The following is a 14,653-nucleotide window of genomic DNA, read 5'->3' as shown; positions in this document are numbered from 1 at the left end:
TTATGCGATTTTGGAAACAGGTTTTTAGACCTCAGGTTTCAGTCGGTGTATTGGCAGGCGGTCAAGTATTAACCGATCATGTAGAAGGCAAAAAACTCGTTAATAAAATGTCGATAATGAAGGGAAGAGAGCCAGGCCAGGTTATGGTCACAACGGCATTTGGACAGAAGCACTTCACACTTTCACGGATTGAGTGGGAACAAACTCGAAATCGTAACGGTGCTAAAACTAAAAGCAACACAATTCTAAGTACAGCACTTGTAGGATCAGTCGGTGCAATCACAGATGTTGCTGTCCGAGCAATGAAAAAAGACACTTCGAATGCGTATATTTATTTGATTGACGAAGACGGCGAGGAGAACGAAACCCTCATTCAGTGCACAAAGGATCAATTTAAGCAAGTATCCCGCATAGCTTACTAACTTCGGCCAATTGGGCGGAAGTTGGTAAGAAGGAAGACAATATGAAAAAAACGAATGATAAACTATAAAAAGCAAGGTTATGTCGTTTCATCAAAAGAATGTTTGGATTTGTAGTACAAACAGACAGAGAGAATGCTTTTAATATTCCCTCTGTCTGTTAAGGATGTTCTAGGCAACCTTTTGTAAGACTGTTAGTGGTAATATAATGCTCAAATACACGTTTTAATTACCTTTCAAACCTTTCTGCTAATCCGCTCCACAAACTCCATCAAATCTTTAAGCCTAGCGAATTCCATCAGCTGAACACCTTTAGCGAATTGGTTCATATCGGCTTCTATCTTCAATACATATTTCCCGTGAATTTTCCCTGAATGGTTGCTAACGCCGAAATTTGCCAAGAGTCCTTTGGGGGACATACTCCCAAGCTTCATACGGTACTCGGCTTGCTGATATCATTCTCCATCAGTATGCTGCAATCTTACTTTAATATAATGATTTTGAAATACTTTCAGTCGTTTTTAACAATAGAGAGATATGTTGTTCCATCGATTCTTTATTCCATCGAAAGACTGGCCCTGAAATAGAAATAGCCCCAATGACTTTCCCTTTTGCACCGAATATAGGTGCTGATAATGCAGCTACATTCTTCGTGATTTCTTCCTCATTTATTGAGTAGCGGGTATTTACAATCGTTTCCAGTTGTTGTTTGAGTATTTTTCTTTCTTCCTCTGGAAGAATGTTTAATACCTGTGCTTGTAAACCTTCACTAAGGAATGCCAAAATTACACGTCCGCTTGAGCCAAGATGTAGTGGAATCCTATTACCAACCCCTGCTCTTCTGCTTATTTCCTGATTACTTACATGTTCAATTACACACATCCTGATCATGCTCGTTAACATATAAAAACCTACCGTTTCCTGAGTTTCGTCTCTTAATTTAATTAATTGCGGATCAATTATAGAGATAAAAGGTACATCGGTCATTATTTTATTTGCATAATCAATAAAAACCGTACCAAGTGAGTATTTTTTTGATTCTATATCTTGGAATACCATACCATCATTTTTCAACGTAGTAAGCAGACGATGAGTGATAGGGGGAGAAATGTTAAGGTTTTCGCTGATATTTTTAACTCCTTGTGGACCAGGTGTTTCATTTAAATAATTGATAATTTTGATTGCGCGTTGCACCGTAGACGAAATCTTAGTGTTCATAAATAAAATCCTCCAAATAAAATTCCATAATAAAATGATTATTAAAAATATTATATCATAGCAAGGAAATGGGGCAGTTATTGAGATGGATTAGTTCCTTTGTCACTGCAATCATTAAAGGGGATGCTCGAAAAATTCAACGAAAAGTGAAGTGTTGGGCACTTCTTTCTTCTATTAAAAATGTTGTATGAACTCCTATTTCGAAAGAAGCGAAAAACAATATTTCTGTGTTTTAATAATAAATTGACTTTTCTGAATTTTAACTTTATATTCATATTATAGGAATTAGGATTCCTTTATTATGAATAAAATAAGAGAAGGGAGTGAAATAGGAAACGCAAAACGAATAGCTTAATGCAGTGTCTGACTACGGAAACAGAAGCAAAAATGATATGACAACGTAAAGTAAAACATTAATCGGGGAGGAAATTATGAGCGTGAAATTATTGAATTCTAAATCAAAAGCCTATTCTGGAGCGATGCCCGACACGAAAGGATTAAACTTTTTTGAAGAAGATCAAAATTTGTCTTTTATACTTAAACATTATCTTTCTACTGAAAATTATGAACGTGCCCTTCCTCACTTAAAGGAGTTGGGGGAAATAGCTGGAACACAGCTAGATGAATTATCCCGAATGGCGGATAAGCATACTCCTGAGTTAATAAATTACGATGCAAAAGGAGTAAGGGTAGATAACGTTCAATACCATCCTTCCTATAAAGAAATGGAGTCTTTAGGATATGGAAAATTCGCACTTGTCGCTATGTCTCATAAACCGGTGCTAGGTTTTCCCACGAAACTGCCGCACGTGTTAAAGTATGGGTTTTGGTATTTGTTCGTTCAATCTGAGTTTGGTTTAGCTTGCCCGATGAGCATGACTGATTCTGCTGTGCGGGTCTTAAGTAAATTTGGTGATCAGGAATTAAAAGAAACCTATTTGTCTCGTATGACGAGTACAGATATAGATACATTATGGACCGGGGCCCAATTCATGACAGAGAAGCAAGGAGGGTCCGACGTTGGTGCTAACAATGTAACTGCAAGGAAAGTTGATGATCATTGGGAGATTTGGGGCGATAAATGGTTTTGTTCTAATGTTTCTGCAGATGTAGCATTAGTTTTAGCAAGGCCTGAAGGCGCTCCTGAGGGTACGAAAGGACTTGGGATGTTTTTAATGCCAAGAAAACTACCAGATGGATCTCTAAATAACTACAGAGTGAATCGTCTAAAAGATAAATTCGGAACACGTGATATGGCTTCTGGTGAGGTGACATTTGAAGGAGCCGTTGCGTATGTTGTAGGGGATATTACCAAGGGTTTTAAACAAATGATGTCAATGGTGAATTCCTCACGGTTATCGAACGCCGTACGTTCTAGTGCAATGATGCGAAGAAGCTTCTTGGAAGCACTCGTTTCAGCTCGGGGACGTGTAGCATTTGGCAGTTCTTTGTCTGAAAAGCCCCTTATGAAAGAAACAATTTTTGAATTATTACTAGATTGCGAAGCTGCTGCGTCTATCACATTTTACACAGCTTCCGTTTATGATAAATCTGATCAAGGAAACCGGCAAGAAGAAAGGCTCTTACGAATTTTAACGCCATTGTTAAAAGGATACATTTGTAAACGGGCAAGAAATTCCACCTCTGAAGGGATGGAAGCTAGGGGAGGAAATGGATATATCGAAGATTGGATAAACTCAAAACTTGTACGGGATGCTCACGTGGGTTCCATTTGGGAAGGTACCACGAATATTGTTGCATTGGACGTTGTAAGAGCGTTAGTGAAAGACGAAGCAGGAGAAATCTTTTTTTACGACCTATACAATCGCCTAGATGGCATTATTAATCCTTTGTCGAAACAGATTGGGAAGATCCTTATGCAAATTTCCAAAAAAGTTGAAGCGCAATCAAAAAGAATAATGAAACTGAATGGACCAGAAAGGGATCTTCCTGCCAAACAATTAATGAACCGGATGTATCATATATTTACTTCCAGTCTTTTACTGAATGAAGCAGAAGTGCAAATTACAGTTCAAGAAAACTATCGAAAATTATACATGACATTGCAGTACATCTATCGTTATTTGCTTTCTAGTAAATTGGATGAACTTAACTACACTGATTCATCATTATTGCAATGGTTTGATGCTATTGTTGACTTTGACCAAGTACCAGAAAGTGCTGTAAAAGGTTTGTTGGAAAACGTGAAACAAGACGTGAATATCTAAACATCAATATGTATCATAAGTAGCAGGATAACGTAAAAGGATAGAGGCGAGACAATGGATAAAGCATTAAGCCGGATAAAAGTTCTTGATTTAAGTAGAGTGGTCGCAGGGCCTGTATGTACAAGTATTTTAGGTGATTTGGGTGCAGATATCATTAAAGTGGAAGGGCCGGATTTCGTGGATGAAACACGGACATGGTTTCCTCCGGACATTGAAGATATTAGTTTGTATTATATGGCAGTAAATCGAAATAAACGTGCCATAACGGTGAATTTAAAGACAGAAGAAGGAATTCAAATCATAAAAAAACTCATCCAGGAATCTGATGTTATTGTAGAAAATTTTAAGACAGGAACGATGGAGCGGTTAGGACTGGGATATGAAGACTTGAAAACGTTAAATCCTACAATCATTCACTGCTCCATTACAGGATTTGGACATACAGGTCCTTATAAGCAATTGCCAGGATATGACTTTCTTGCTCAGGCAATGAGTGGGTTTATGAGTGTCAATGGCACACCAAATGGTGAACCAGTAAAAGCCGGGATTGCCCTAGCCGATTTATATGCAGGTCTATATTCCACCATTAGCATATTAGCTGCTTTGGAGGCAAGGAATCATACCGGCCGTGGTCAGCATTGTGACATTTCTCTTTTGGACTCCATGGTTGCTTCATTGCTTAACATAGGAACAGGTTTTTTAAACACAGGAAACCCACCTATACGATATGGGAACCAGCATCCGACCCTAGTTCCCTATCAGAATTTTAAAACAAAAGATAAGGAGATAATCATTGCGGTGGGAAACGACAGACAATTCCAGCGTCTTTGTTCATTAATAAATGCAGAGGAATTATCACAGGATGACCGCTTTGTAACGGCTAATACAAGAATCATATATAGAGACGCTTTAATTCCTATAATACAAAAAGAAATATTAACAAAAACAGCAGATGAATGGCTTACAATCTTGCAAGAAAGCAATATTCCTTGTGGTCCAATCAATACTTTAGATAGAGTCTTCACAGATGAACAGGTGCTTGAAAGGCAAATGATTCAGGAAGTAGAGCATCCAACGGTTGGAATTGTAAAGCTTTTAGGATCACCTATAAAACTTTCGGATACACCCGTCACTATCGAAAGGCATCCCCCTTTACATGGGGAGCATACGGAAGAAGTGCTGTCAGAATTAGGGTATAATAAACAAAAAATTGAAATGTTGAAGAAGGAACAGGTTATTTGAAAACATCTGATATCTAAAATATAGATTAATATGAATTCTGTTAAAAACGTATTTAGCTTGTAAAGAATTCCTCTAATTAATCTATATGTAAGTAATAAAATTGTAGCTATTGCCATGTTAAATGAACAAAACTAATATGGGAAAACGAAGCTGTGATGAAAACAATTTCATCATCATACATTCCTATCATCGGAGGGTTTTTCAACTTCAAATTAACGGCGCTTACATTAAATGGATGTTTACCGTTTTTAACAAGTAAATAATCCAAAAATCAGGGGGGGAGTATGAATAATAGTAAGTCAGATAGGACTTGGATTGTGGTATTCGTCGCTTGCTTTTTAGGACTTCTGGTAGATGGAATGGACTTAATCATGCTTTCTATCACGATGCCCAGTCTAATGGAAGAGTTTAATATTGGTAAAGCAGATGCAGGGCTCATTGCTACATGGTCCTTAGTAGGGATGGCCGTCGGTGGAATCTGTGGTGGTTGGTTATCTGATCGCTATGGGCGGGTAAAAATGGCAACCTGGATGATGGTTCTATTCTCAATTGGAACGTGCTTACTTGGATTTACGCAAACATACGAACAATTTATCGTAATTCGTTTCATTTCTGCTATTGGGATTGGGGCGGAATATACCATCGTTACGATGCTTATGGCTGAATATGTACCTACAAAAAAAAGAACAACGATATTAGGTACACTACAAGCAGCTTATTCAGCAGGCTATTTAGTGGCAGCTTTATTGGCTGGTGCAATCTTGCCTGAATACGGATGGAGACCTCTTTACTTTATCGCTGTTGTACCTGTTCTTTTGGCAATTTATATTAGATTCAGGATTCCTGAACCTCCAGGGTGGAAGGAAAGAGCGCAAGTGCAAAAACAAAAGGGTAATAAGAAAAACGAGTGGACAACGATTTTCAAAGATTCAAAAGCAAGAAAGATTTTTATATTTTGGGGTCTTACTGCGACCTTCTTACAATTTGCTTATTTTGGCATTGGTACTTGGCTACCGACGTATATTGTTGCTGATTTAGGTTTTGATTTTAAAAAAATGACAGGGTATATTGTAGGAACCTATACAGCGGCAATTTTAGGTAAGATCATTGCAGGTTGGCTGGCAGATCGATACGGTCGAAAAATGATGTTTATAGTTGGAGGTTTCTCTACGGCAATTGTCTTACCAATCGTTTATCTTTATAATTCACCGTCCAACATTATTCTGTTCCTTACTTTACTAGGTTTTCTCTATGGTATACCTTATGCGGTTAATGCAACTTACATGGCTGAAAGCTTTCCTGCACATATTCGTGGTACAGCTGTAGGGGGATCGTATAATGTTGGAAGAGTCGGATCAGCGATGGCTCCATTTCTCATCGGTATCATAGCGGAATCCTATTCAATTGGATTCGGATTAGCTACGCTAGCCATTGCCTATGTGATATCAGCATTAATTCCAGCACTGTTTATACGGGAAAAAATGTACGATCCATTTGAAATAAAAGAAAATCCTACAATTTACCAAAAAGAAAGCGCTTACGATAATAAATCTATGTAAGCATTATCTATAGTGAGTATTCATTTCTAACGTATGATAGAACATTTAAACACAGGCTCAGAAACACTTTAAATTGGGTGGAGAATATTTCTTCAGGAAAACAGCCCTTTTAAAAAATAGAAGAAGGAATTCTATTAATAAGAATTCCTTCTTTGCATACTAATTGTTAAGAAATGATTTTTCGAAAAATTCCAGAAGATGCTCTAAAGTGATTGGATCACTGTAAGTGGATGCTTTACTATTTATTTCAAAGATACGATCGTTCTTAACTGCAGGTATATTTTTCCACATCTCGGTTTCCACAAACGAATTAACAACATCTGGGTTTTTACTAAAGATAATATAATCTCCAGTATACTCAGGAAGCACTTCCGATGAGAGGACATAAATGCCGGATTTAAGTGCCTTTTCTTTTACTTTTTCAGGCATTTTTAAATGCATTGCTTGATACAATATTTCTGTTCCCCGGGCATAATTATTTCCAAAAACATAAAACTCCTTAGCATCATTTTCAATAACAGAAACGGTTGCATCTTCACCAATTTTTGCTCGTATGGCTTCTCCTGCGGATTCTGCACGCTCTTTGAAATCATTAACCCAATCTTTTGCTTCCTTTTCTTTGTTTAAGACTTTACCGATTTCTACTTGCTGTGATAAATAATCTAATTTTCCCCAAGTGTATACTACGGTAGGGGCAATTTCATTTAATTTATCAATATTTTTCATCTCAGATCCCGCTATGATTAGGTCCGGTTCCAGTTCAATGATTTTTTCCAGGTTATCTTCTGATACGACTTCCACTCCCTTTAGTCTTTCTTTAAAAAGGGGATTCATATTAGTCCATTGATCAATGCCAACGATATTACCCTCTAAAGCCAAAACATTAGGTCCATTGGAGAGAGCAATTATTCTTTTTGGATTTTTAGGAATCTCAATAGGGCCATTTTCAGATTGATACGTAACTGTTTCTTTTTTAGTCTTGGATGCATTATTTTCGTTCACTGTCTTGTTGTTCCCACAAGCACTAAGAATAAGTATGAACAAGAGTAGGAATGGAATGAATAGCTTTTTCATATTGATTTTCTCCTTGCTAATTTTAATGTGTAATTAATAATGATAGTCATTTTCAATGACTACTTCAAATATTAATGGTAATGATAATCATTGTCAATTGCTTTCGTTAGATTGGTGAACTAAATGAAGTAAGGACTCTTAAGTAGGTATATGGAAAAAAGTGATTATTCAATGATGGATTTGCTGTGGCAAGTCTTTCTTTATGCAAATATAGAGGAAGGTAATTTCATGAAGCGTAGTTTAGTCGAACAACGAAGTAAAGGCTTAGCTTACTTCCTTTTTAAGTACACAAATCATATGAGAATCTTTACAAGACATCATAAATGCCTGATTCTTATCTAGGATGATACGACCATGTAACTAAGTTATACTTGGATTATGCTAAAGAAAATGGTTTATCTACTAAATATTAATCTCCAACATGCACTTATTGAAATTTCTTCGGAAGATTTAATTGAATTGAAAGTGAAATAAGATCATTAGAGAAGGAATTACGTATACAATTAGATTTTAATCAAATAGTCATTAACAGCGTCAGCTGCTGGGATACATGCTGCACCGCCTCCAGCAATAGACAAGACTTTAAAACTTGTATTTGGAGCTGAGACTTGTATAAATTAGGAGCTTATTCTGCTAGCCGCAAATGGGGTAAAAAAAAACCTAAAGTTAAAAACGCGTGTAAAGCACTAGGGTATTGGTGAAATATCCGAAACTAAGGGGGAAACTCAATGTTGGATATACCTGACTTTTCGAGAATAAAGATGATGAAATTATCGATACATTCTTTGCTTATTTGCATTTTATTAAGCTTATTTAGTTTAATAATTAACGATCTTTTTTCAATTATCGTTGATAAAAAAATTAATTTAAATTTGTTTTTTATTCCAATAATCATGGTTTTTTGGGTTTTAATAGCAGTTAAAAAACCAACATACCAAAAATAATTTCAGGAAAGGAGTCTGGACACAATGCTCAGTCGTTTTTTATTTGCCCTAAGTAAGAGTGATTTCATTGAACCAATTTATCCATGATATGATTCATATGAACGAAGGGGAAAAGTTCATTCATGTGGTTATGGCTCCAAGTATATTCAATTAGCACAAATGATTATAAAAATCCAGTTAACAGTTCATTATAGAACCCAATAAGACACCTAGTAACCCTAGTGAAAAAAGCTAACGTATTAGGTTACCGATAAATCAGGAAATGTGACAACTGTTAGAAAGATAACTGTTAAACAGAGGTTATATTCTTATACCGTATTGCAAGAGGTTGAAACTAATCATCTTGCAATACGGTTCTTTTATTTTAGGAAATTTATTCAAAAAGCTGAGAAAGCTTTCTAGTTAGGCGGGTATACATACAGCGTAAACATGAAAAGAGTTTTTGCGGAGATAATGTCTCGACATTTTATCATGTAATTTTTTGTCAAAATATAAATGTTGAAATATATGGAAATTTAAGTACCTATGGATTAGTATTGGTGGAGTAAATAGTTCTTTATAATGAATTACAAGGAGGAAAATTGTGCTTAATAAAGGTATTTTGTCATTGGTTGCTGTAGGTCTATTTGCTTCATCATTGTCAGTAGGTTCTGTTAAGGCAGAAGGAAACGAGAACGGGTTGCTAAGGAAAGCTATTGAACGTCAGGTGGAAAAACCTCTTGAAAAAGGAATTTTTGATTCTAAAACAATTAATCAACTTGAAACAGAAGTAAAAGGTTCTCAACCGCACTCAGTTAAAGACTTTAACAAAATGGGTAGAATGAGTAGTTCTTCCAGCAGCGATTATATTCTTGAAACTGAGTACAATGACGACTTTGACTCAGCAGATAGTGCTTCATATGAAAAACCCACAGTCGGTCAATTGCTCCCTTTGGAAGATGTGGATTTTCATAAAGTAGTTGTACCTAGTAATGGAGTTTTATTAGTGGCAGGAGTATCTGACTCATATGTTATTGATCTAGTATTTGCGGCTGTACAAAAAGATTTCGTTAACAATAGTAACTTAGAATATTTAGGTAGTGATTATGAAGAGGGCGTTGAAGTACAAGCGTACCAAGCTAAAAAGGGCACCTACTATGTGGGGGTCATAGACCAAGATAACGATTACATTGACAATAATACAGAAGAGGACATTTATGTTACCGCAACAGGATTTGTAGACAATGTAAAACCATCAAAGCCAACAGTTAATAAAGTTGACAATAATGACAAAGTATTAACTGGAAAGGCAGAGGCTGGCTCTACGGTTACAGTTAAAAATGGAAGTAAAGTGTTAGGTTCTGCAAAAGCAACATCTAAAGGGACATTCTCTATTAATATATCTGTTCAAAAAGAAGGCACTAAATTGACAATCACGGCTAAAGATAGTTCAGGTAATGTCAGTTCGAGTGTGTCGGTAACTGTTCAAGATGTTGTCGCACCAAAGAAGCCAACAGTATATAAAGTCGATGATAACGATAAAGTAGTAAAAGGAAAAGCAGAGGCAAACTCAACTGTAACTGTTAAGGCAGGAAGTAAATCCCTCGGTTCAGCAAAATCTAGTTCTAAGGGCAGCTACTCAGTCAAGATAAAAGCGCAGAAAAAAGGAACTACGCTTTCTATAACTGCAAAAGATAAGGCAGGGAATACTAGTTCAAAGGCAACTACTAAAGTTGTAAAACACTAAACTCAATGAAAGAGTCGAGGGTTAATTCCTCGGCTTTTTGTATAGCCGATTTTTATCGGTGTTATTTAATTTTATTTCAGATCAATTGCTTAAAATCAAAATTTTGAGTGTAAAGTGAAAATTAAGGCACAAAAGAAGGGTTCAACATTAAATGTATACGCTCAAGACAAATCAGGAAATAAGAGTAAGAGCAAAACAATGAAGGTAAGCTAGGTTTAACTAGGATTATATTTGTATCTGAGTATTACCTCTCTTTTTTAGCTTTGTTTTTAACTACCATAATAGAACTCGATATTGATAAAAACTTGTTAAAGTATTAAAAGGACTCTTTCTTTATGCAAATCTTACAAATATGAATGTCTATAATTTATCCTTATTACACTAAATTGCATTTATATTCTTTTGGATTTATAAACATAGAGAGTATACTCTAAAGGTGTAGCCGAATAAGAGGAGTGGTGGATTAAATGGTGAAAGTTCGTAAGGCTTTATTTAATGAAGTAGAAATGATTCGTGAACAGAGAGTGAAGGCCTACGAAGAACATGCTCAAAGCATTCCTGAAGGGCATTGGGATGCTCTGAAAAAAGCTATATCGTCAGATGCCGATGAACAGAGGGGTGTTGAACTTCTAGTTGCTGAATTAGATGGGGAAGTGGTAGGAAGTGTTGCTTTGTTTCCTGCGAAATCAGATGCCTACAAAGGACTTGTTGACATGTTAGATTATCCTGAGATAAGAATGCTTGCAGTCACACCACAGGCACGACACAAAGGTGTTGCTGAGGGATTAATTAAAGAATGTATTCGTCGAACAAAAGAAAACGATTCACAGTACATCGGCTTACATACCGCAGATTTTATGAAAACTGCTATGCGATTGTATGAACGTATGGGCTTTGTACGATTGCCGCAATTCGACTTCCAACCTGCTGATGATGGTATCATTGTGAAGGCGTATCGACTATCTATCGAATGAATAAGATCAAAAAACAATCACCTTATCATAAGGTGATTGTTTTTTGATTGTAGAATAACAAAATAATGACATCCTAAGAGTTAATCATTTAAGGGCAAAACGACAATGACGCAACGATGTGTTCCATAACTTAATATTTAGTCATAAACGAAAAGACAGTAAGCCAAGTACTTTATATTCGGAAAGAAGGAGCCTTTTTATTGTCCATATATATTCAGTGGAATTGGTATTTACGATATCGTTTTCCTATAGTTCATTACCAAAGAACTCTAAGGAAAGTTGAATATTTTTTGTTAAACAATATAAAAGGAGCCTAAGTAGCTGTAACTACATAGACTCCTTTAAAAATGCATTTTTCTAGAAAAGTAACTTAATAGAGACTTTAAAAAGACCATTAAATCCCTAGAAAGTCTAGGAGAGTGATAATTACTTGTTGCAGTTTTATTTACTTTTTGGTCTTTGGAGTACCAACATCATTAATAATATCAACAAGATAACTGGTGTGATAAAAAATAAAGACTGAGTTGATATTTGATTCGGGTTGAAGTATGTGTAAGCACTCAATGTTATGCATGCTACGGCCATCAACACTAACAGAGATTTTAATACCTTCACTTTTCAATCACCATTTTCATTATTTATTGTGGTTTTACCCAGTATGGATAAACCTTGCCTGTGATTGGATTTTTTAAAATCTTGATTTTGATTCCATTGCCATCTGCAGCATTGTAAGAAATAACCGCTCCACCAATAGTGTATATTGCAACTGCAACAATAGCTATTGCTGCTCCACCTGGAAGTAATCCAACAAGAGAACTAGCTCCGCCTCCTCCAGCAATAATGGCAATAATTTTGTTTGTTTTACAAGAATCAACGTATACTGTACCAGCTACAATATTACCTACAAATTTGTTTGTTCCCCCACATTTTGCTTTTGCTTTAATAGAGAATTTGGGTTGTTGTTTCGCTAAATACGCATTAGCATTATCATAATCTTCTTTAGTCTTCTGCACAAGTTCCAACGGCAATCCATCTTCTAGAGCCTTTACATCATCAAATTTAATAAATGTTCCACTATCGTCTATATATGGCTGTGAAAGATTTCCTTCTTCAGCCTGTTCCTGTAACTCTTCACTTTCTACGTTAGCTATTATTTTATCAATTTGCTCTTGAGTGAAACTTTCATCAAAAACATAACCGTTTTCTTCCTCACTGATGTCGTTTTGTGTTTGAGCTGAACCAAAAGGAATTAGATAAAATGAGAGCTCACGTTAAAAGACTTAAGAATGAAAAAAAGAAATAGATAAAGTCTTGTCGTGGTCATCTAGTTTACCCTCTGCATGCAGAGTACCGATAAAAAGGGAAGCAAACAAAACCTAGTCCCGAAATACACCATCCATGTAGTATTTGGGGGCTACTTGACGTTTACCTTTATAGCGAATTTACTTAAAATAATGAACCTTTTTCAAAGCCACACAAACTGGAACGGCAACGATAATTCCTAATATATTTTGAACGAGATCTCCAGGTATCGAAGCTAAAGGTGCAATCCAATTACCGTATAGAATCCCTTCACCAATATAATAAACAGCTATCATAAATGGAATGGAAACGATTGTTGCTATTACATTGAAAGCAATGCTAGTACCGTTGCGACCCTTTGACCAAGCGATTTTACCAACTATATATCCTTGCAAACCACGCGCCACAATGGTGATAGGTGCCCACAATGTCCACCCTCCAACTATATCAAATAACCCCATTCCTATCGCACCAGCAAGAGCTGCTTTTTTAGGACCAAATAAAATAGATGCAATAAAAAGCATAGCTGTTCCTAGATGAACTAACCCTCCATTTGCGGCAATTGGCAGTTTAATATTCAAAAAGAAAGTAGATAGGAACACAAGTGCAATCAACATTGCGGTAATAATTAAATCCATAGTTTTTTGACTTGACCTTGAATAACTTTGTGTATTTTGCATATCTGTATACCTTCCTAACTAGAATTTTCCTATGATTTTAGCAAAAGACTGGTGTCTATAAAAGTGTCAATTTATTAAAAAACTATGAGGTCAGTTGATAAAAAATACAGATATTATACGTATTGAAAAGAGAGAGGAGATGACTGTTTTTAGCTGATTTATGATAAGATAAATAAAGTTTAAAGTGGATAGGCCATATGGAGGTTATTATGAAAAAAGTTGCTGTACTACAGGATTTATCATCTTTTGGAAAATGTTCATTAACAGCTGCAATTCCGGTTCTTTCGGTCATGGGCGTGCAGGCATGCCCTTTACCAACGGCGATATTGACTGCGCAAACCGGATATCCAAGTTTTTTTTGTGAAGATTTTACATCCAAAATGAAATACTTCATAGAAGAATGGAGCAAGCTTAATGTAACTTTTGATGGAATCTATACCGGCTTCGTTACTGGTGAAGAGCAAATTTATAATATTTTCCATTTTTTAGATAAATTTTATACAAAAGAAACCATTTTACTTGTTGATCCAGTAATGGGGGATATAGGAGAAGTCTATAAACTTTTTACCGATGAATTACTGGTACTTATGAGAGAACTGGTGAAGCGTGCAGATGTCATTACACCAAATGTTACAGAGTGCTGTTTATTAACTGGATTGTCTTATGAAAAGCTGCATAGCTATTCTAACGAAGAGGACTATATTAAAGCGATAGAAGAAGCAGGGAATATGTTGCAGCAAGAAACGGGAGCTCAGGTTATCATCACTGGAATGAATCCACCGTCAGCAGATTCAGAGAAGCAGTTTATCGGAAATATGTATTTGGACGGAAGTAGAACCTTTTATAGTGCGACGCAGTATAACGGTGAAAGCTATTCAGGTACTGGTGATTTATTTGCATCTGTGATTATGGGAAGCATGATGCGTGGAGAGAACCTAGAAAAATCCGTACAGCTCGCAGTGGCATTCCTGACTGAGGCTATCAATGATTCCTCCTTGGAGCAAATTTCTAAAGTAGAAGGAGTTAACTTCGAAAAATATTTACGAATGTTATTATGAATGCTGTAAAAAATGGAAAAAATAGAGTAACAAAAGCTCGGCTTTTTGACTAACCGAGCTTTTTGTATAAATCAAATAGTACTTATATTTTGCCGAATATTGTAAAAAATCACTTAAATAATAAGGAAACTTTCTATTTACCTCACAACAGCCAGTATTTATGTTCGTTAAAGTTTGAAAATATTTAACTTCCATAGACCTTTACAAAGATTAAGAAAAATTACTTGAA

The 14,653-nt window shown here is 35.9% G+C and carries 12 protein-coding genes; 7 read left to right on the top strand and 5 right to left on the bottom strand.

Annotated elements, in window-relative coordinates; translation table 11 throughout:
• The first annotated feature begins 2 nt into the window (after positions 1 to 2).
• Positions 3 to 422, top strand: coding sequence for a hypothetical protein (locus ACQKMH_RS10350; RefSeq protein ID WP_427587296.1), 420 nt, complete (start codon positions 3 to 5; stop codon positions 420 to 422).
• A gap of 233 nt (positions 423 to 655) precedes the next feature.
• Here the strand turns inward: ACQKMH_RS10350 and ACQKMH_RS10345 are convergent, their stop codons facing one another.
• Positions 656 to 853 carry a DUF3898 domain-containing protein gene (locus ACQKMH_RS10345; protein ID WP_427587295.1) on the bottom strand — a complete coding sequence of 66 codons (198 nt, stop codon included), beginning with the start codon at positions 851 to 853 and terminating at the stop codon, positions 656 to 658.
• Between the two features lie 52 nt (positions 854 to 905).
• Positions 906 to 1,637 (bottom strand): IclR family transcriptional regulator, encoded by a 732-nt coding sequence (locus ACQKMH_RS10340; protein WP_427587294.1) that lies wholly within the window; start codon positions 1,635 to 1,637, stop codon positions 906 to 908.
• A 431-nt stretch (positions 1,638 to 2,068) separates the two neighbouring features.
• On the opposite strand from ACQKMH_RS10340, the gene ACQKMH_RS10335 reads away from it, so the two are divergent.
• From ACQKMH_RS10335 to ACQKMH_RS10325, 3 genes are all read left to right on the top strand, one after another.
• Positions 2,069 to 3,865: an acyl-CoA dehydrogenase family protein gene (locus tag ACQKMH_RS10335; RefSeq protein WP_427587293.1), complete on the top strand. Its 1,797-nt coding sequence runs from the start codon at positions 2,069 to 2,071 to the stop codon at positions 3,863 to 3,865.
• Positions 3,866 to 3,919: 54 nt separating this feature from the next.
• On the top strand, positions 3,920 to 5,107 hold the full coding sequence (locus ACQKMH_RS10330) for a CaiB/BaiF CoA transferase family protein (protein ID WP_427587292.1): 1,188 nt from the start codon (positions 3,920 to 3,922) through the stop codon (positions 5,105 to 5,107).
• Between the two features lie 284 nt (positions 5,108 to 5,391).
• A complete protein-coding gene (locus tag ACQKMH_RS10325) occupies positions 5,392 to 6,666 on the top strand; it encodes an MFS transporter (protein WP_427587291.1) in 1,275 nt (424 codons plus the stop codon).
• Positions 6,667 to 6,825: 159 nt separating this feature from the next.
• Here ACQKMH_RS10325 and ACQKMH_RS10320 read toward each other — a convergent pair whose 3' ends face one another.
• Positions 6,826 to 7,740 carry an iron-hydroxamate ABC transporter substrate-binding protein gene (locus ACQKMH_RS10320; RefSeq protein ID WP_427587290.1) on the bottom strand — a complete coding sequence of 305 codons (915 nt, stop codon included), beginning with the start codon at positions 7,738 to 7,740 and terminating at the stop codon, positions 6,826 to 6,828.
• A gap of 1,527 nt (positions 7,741 to 9,267) precedes the next feature.
• Between ACQKMH_RS10320 and ACQKMH_RS10315 the strand changes: the two genes are divergently transcribed.
• Positions 9,268 to 10,410, top strand: coding sequence for an Ig-like domain-containing protein (locus ACQKMH_RS10315; protein ID WP_427587289.1), 1,143 nt, complete (start codon positions 9,268 to 9,270; stop codon positions 10,408 to 10,410).
• A 467-nt stretch (positions 10,411 to 10,877) separates the two neighbouring features.
• A complete protein-coding gene (locus ACQKMH_RS10310; protein ID WP_427587288.1) occupies positions 10,878 to 11,384 on the top strand; it encodes a GNAT family N-acetyltransferase in 507 nt (168 codons plus the stop codon).
• Between the two features lie 638 nt (positions 11,385 to 12,022).
• On the opposite strand, the gene ACQKMH_RS10305 is transcribed toward ACQKMH_RS10310, so the two are convergent.
• Both ACQKMH_RS10305 and ACQKMH_RS10300 read right to left on the bottom strand, forming a co-directional pair.
• Positions 12,023 to 12,406 (bottom strand): hypothetical protein, encoded by a 384-nt coding sequence (locus tag ACQKMH_RS10305; protein WP_427587287.1) that lies wholly within the window; start codon positions 12,404 to 12,406, stop codon positions 12,023 to 12,025.
• 420 nt (positions 12,407 to 12,826) lie between these two features.
• Positions 12,827 to 13,366: an ECF transporter S component gene (locus ACQKMH_RS10300; protein ID WP_328143829.1), complete on the bottom strand. Its 540-nt coding sequence runs from the start codon at positions 13,364 to 13,366 to the stop codon at positions 12,827 to 12,829.
• A gap of 209 nt (positions 13,367 to 13,575) precedes the next feature.
• Between ACQKMH_RS10300 and ACQKMH_RS10295 the strand changes: the two genes are divergently transcribed.
• Complete coding sequence (locus ACQKMH_RS10295; RefSeq protein ID WP_427587286.1) at positions 13,576 to 14,424, top strand: pyridoxamine kinase; 849 nt, start codon at positions 13,576 to 13,578, stop codon at positions 14,422 to 14,424.
• Positions 14,425 to 14,653: the final 229 nt, after the last annotated feature.

It is taken from the genome of Peribacillus sp. NPDC097895 (assembly GCF_050277555.1).
Classification (GTDB): domain Bacteria; phylum Bacillota; class Bacilli; order Bacillales; family DSM-1321; genus Peribacillus.
This window is presented reverse-complemented; position numbering and strand designations above follow the sequence as displayed.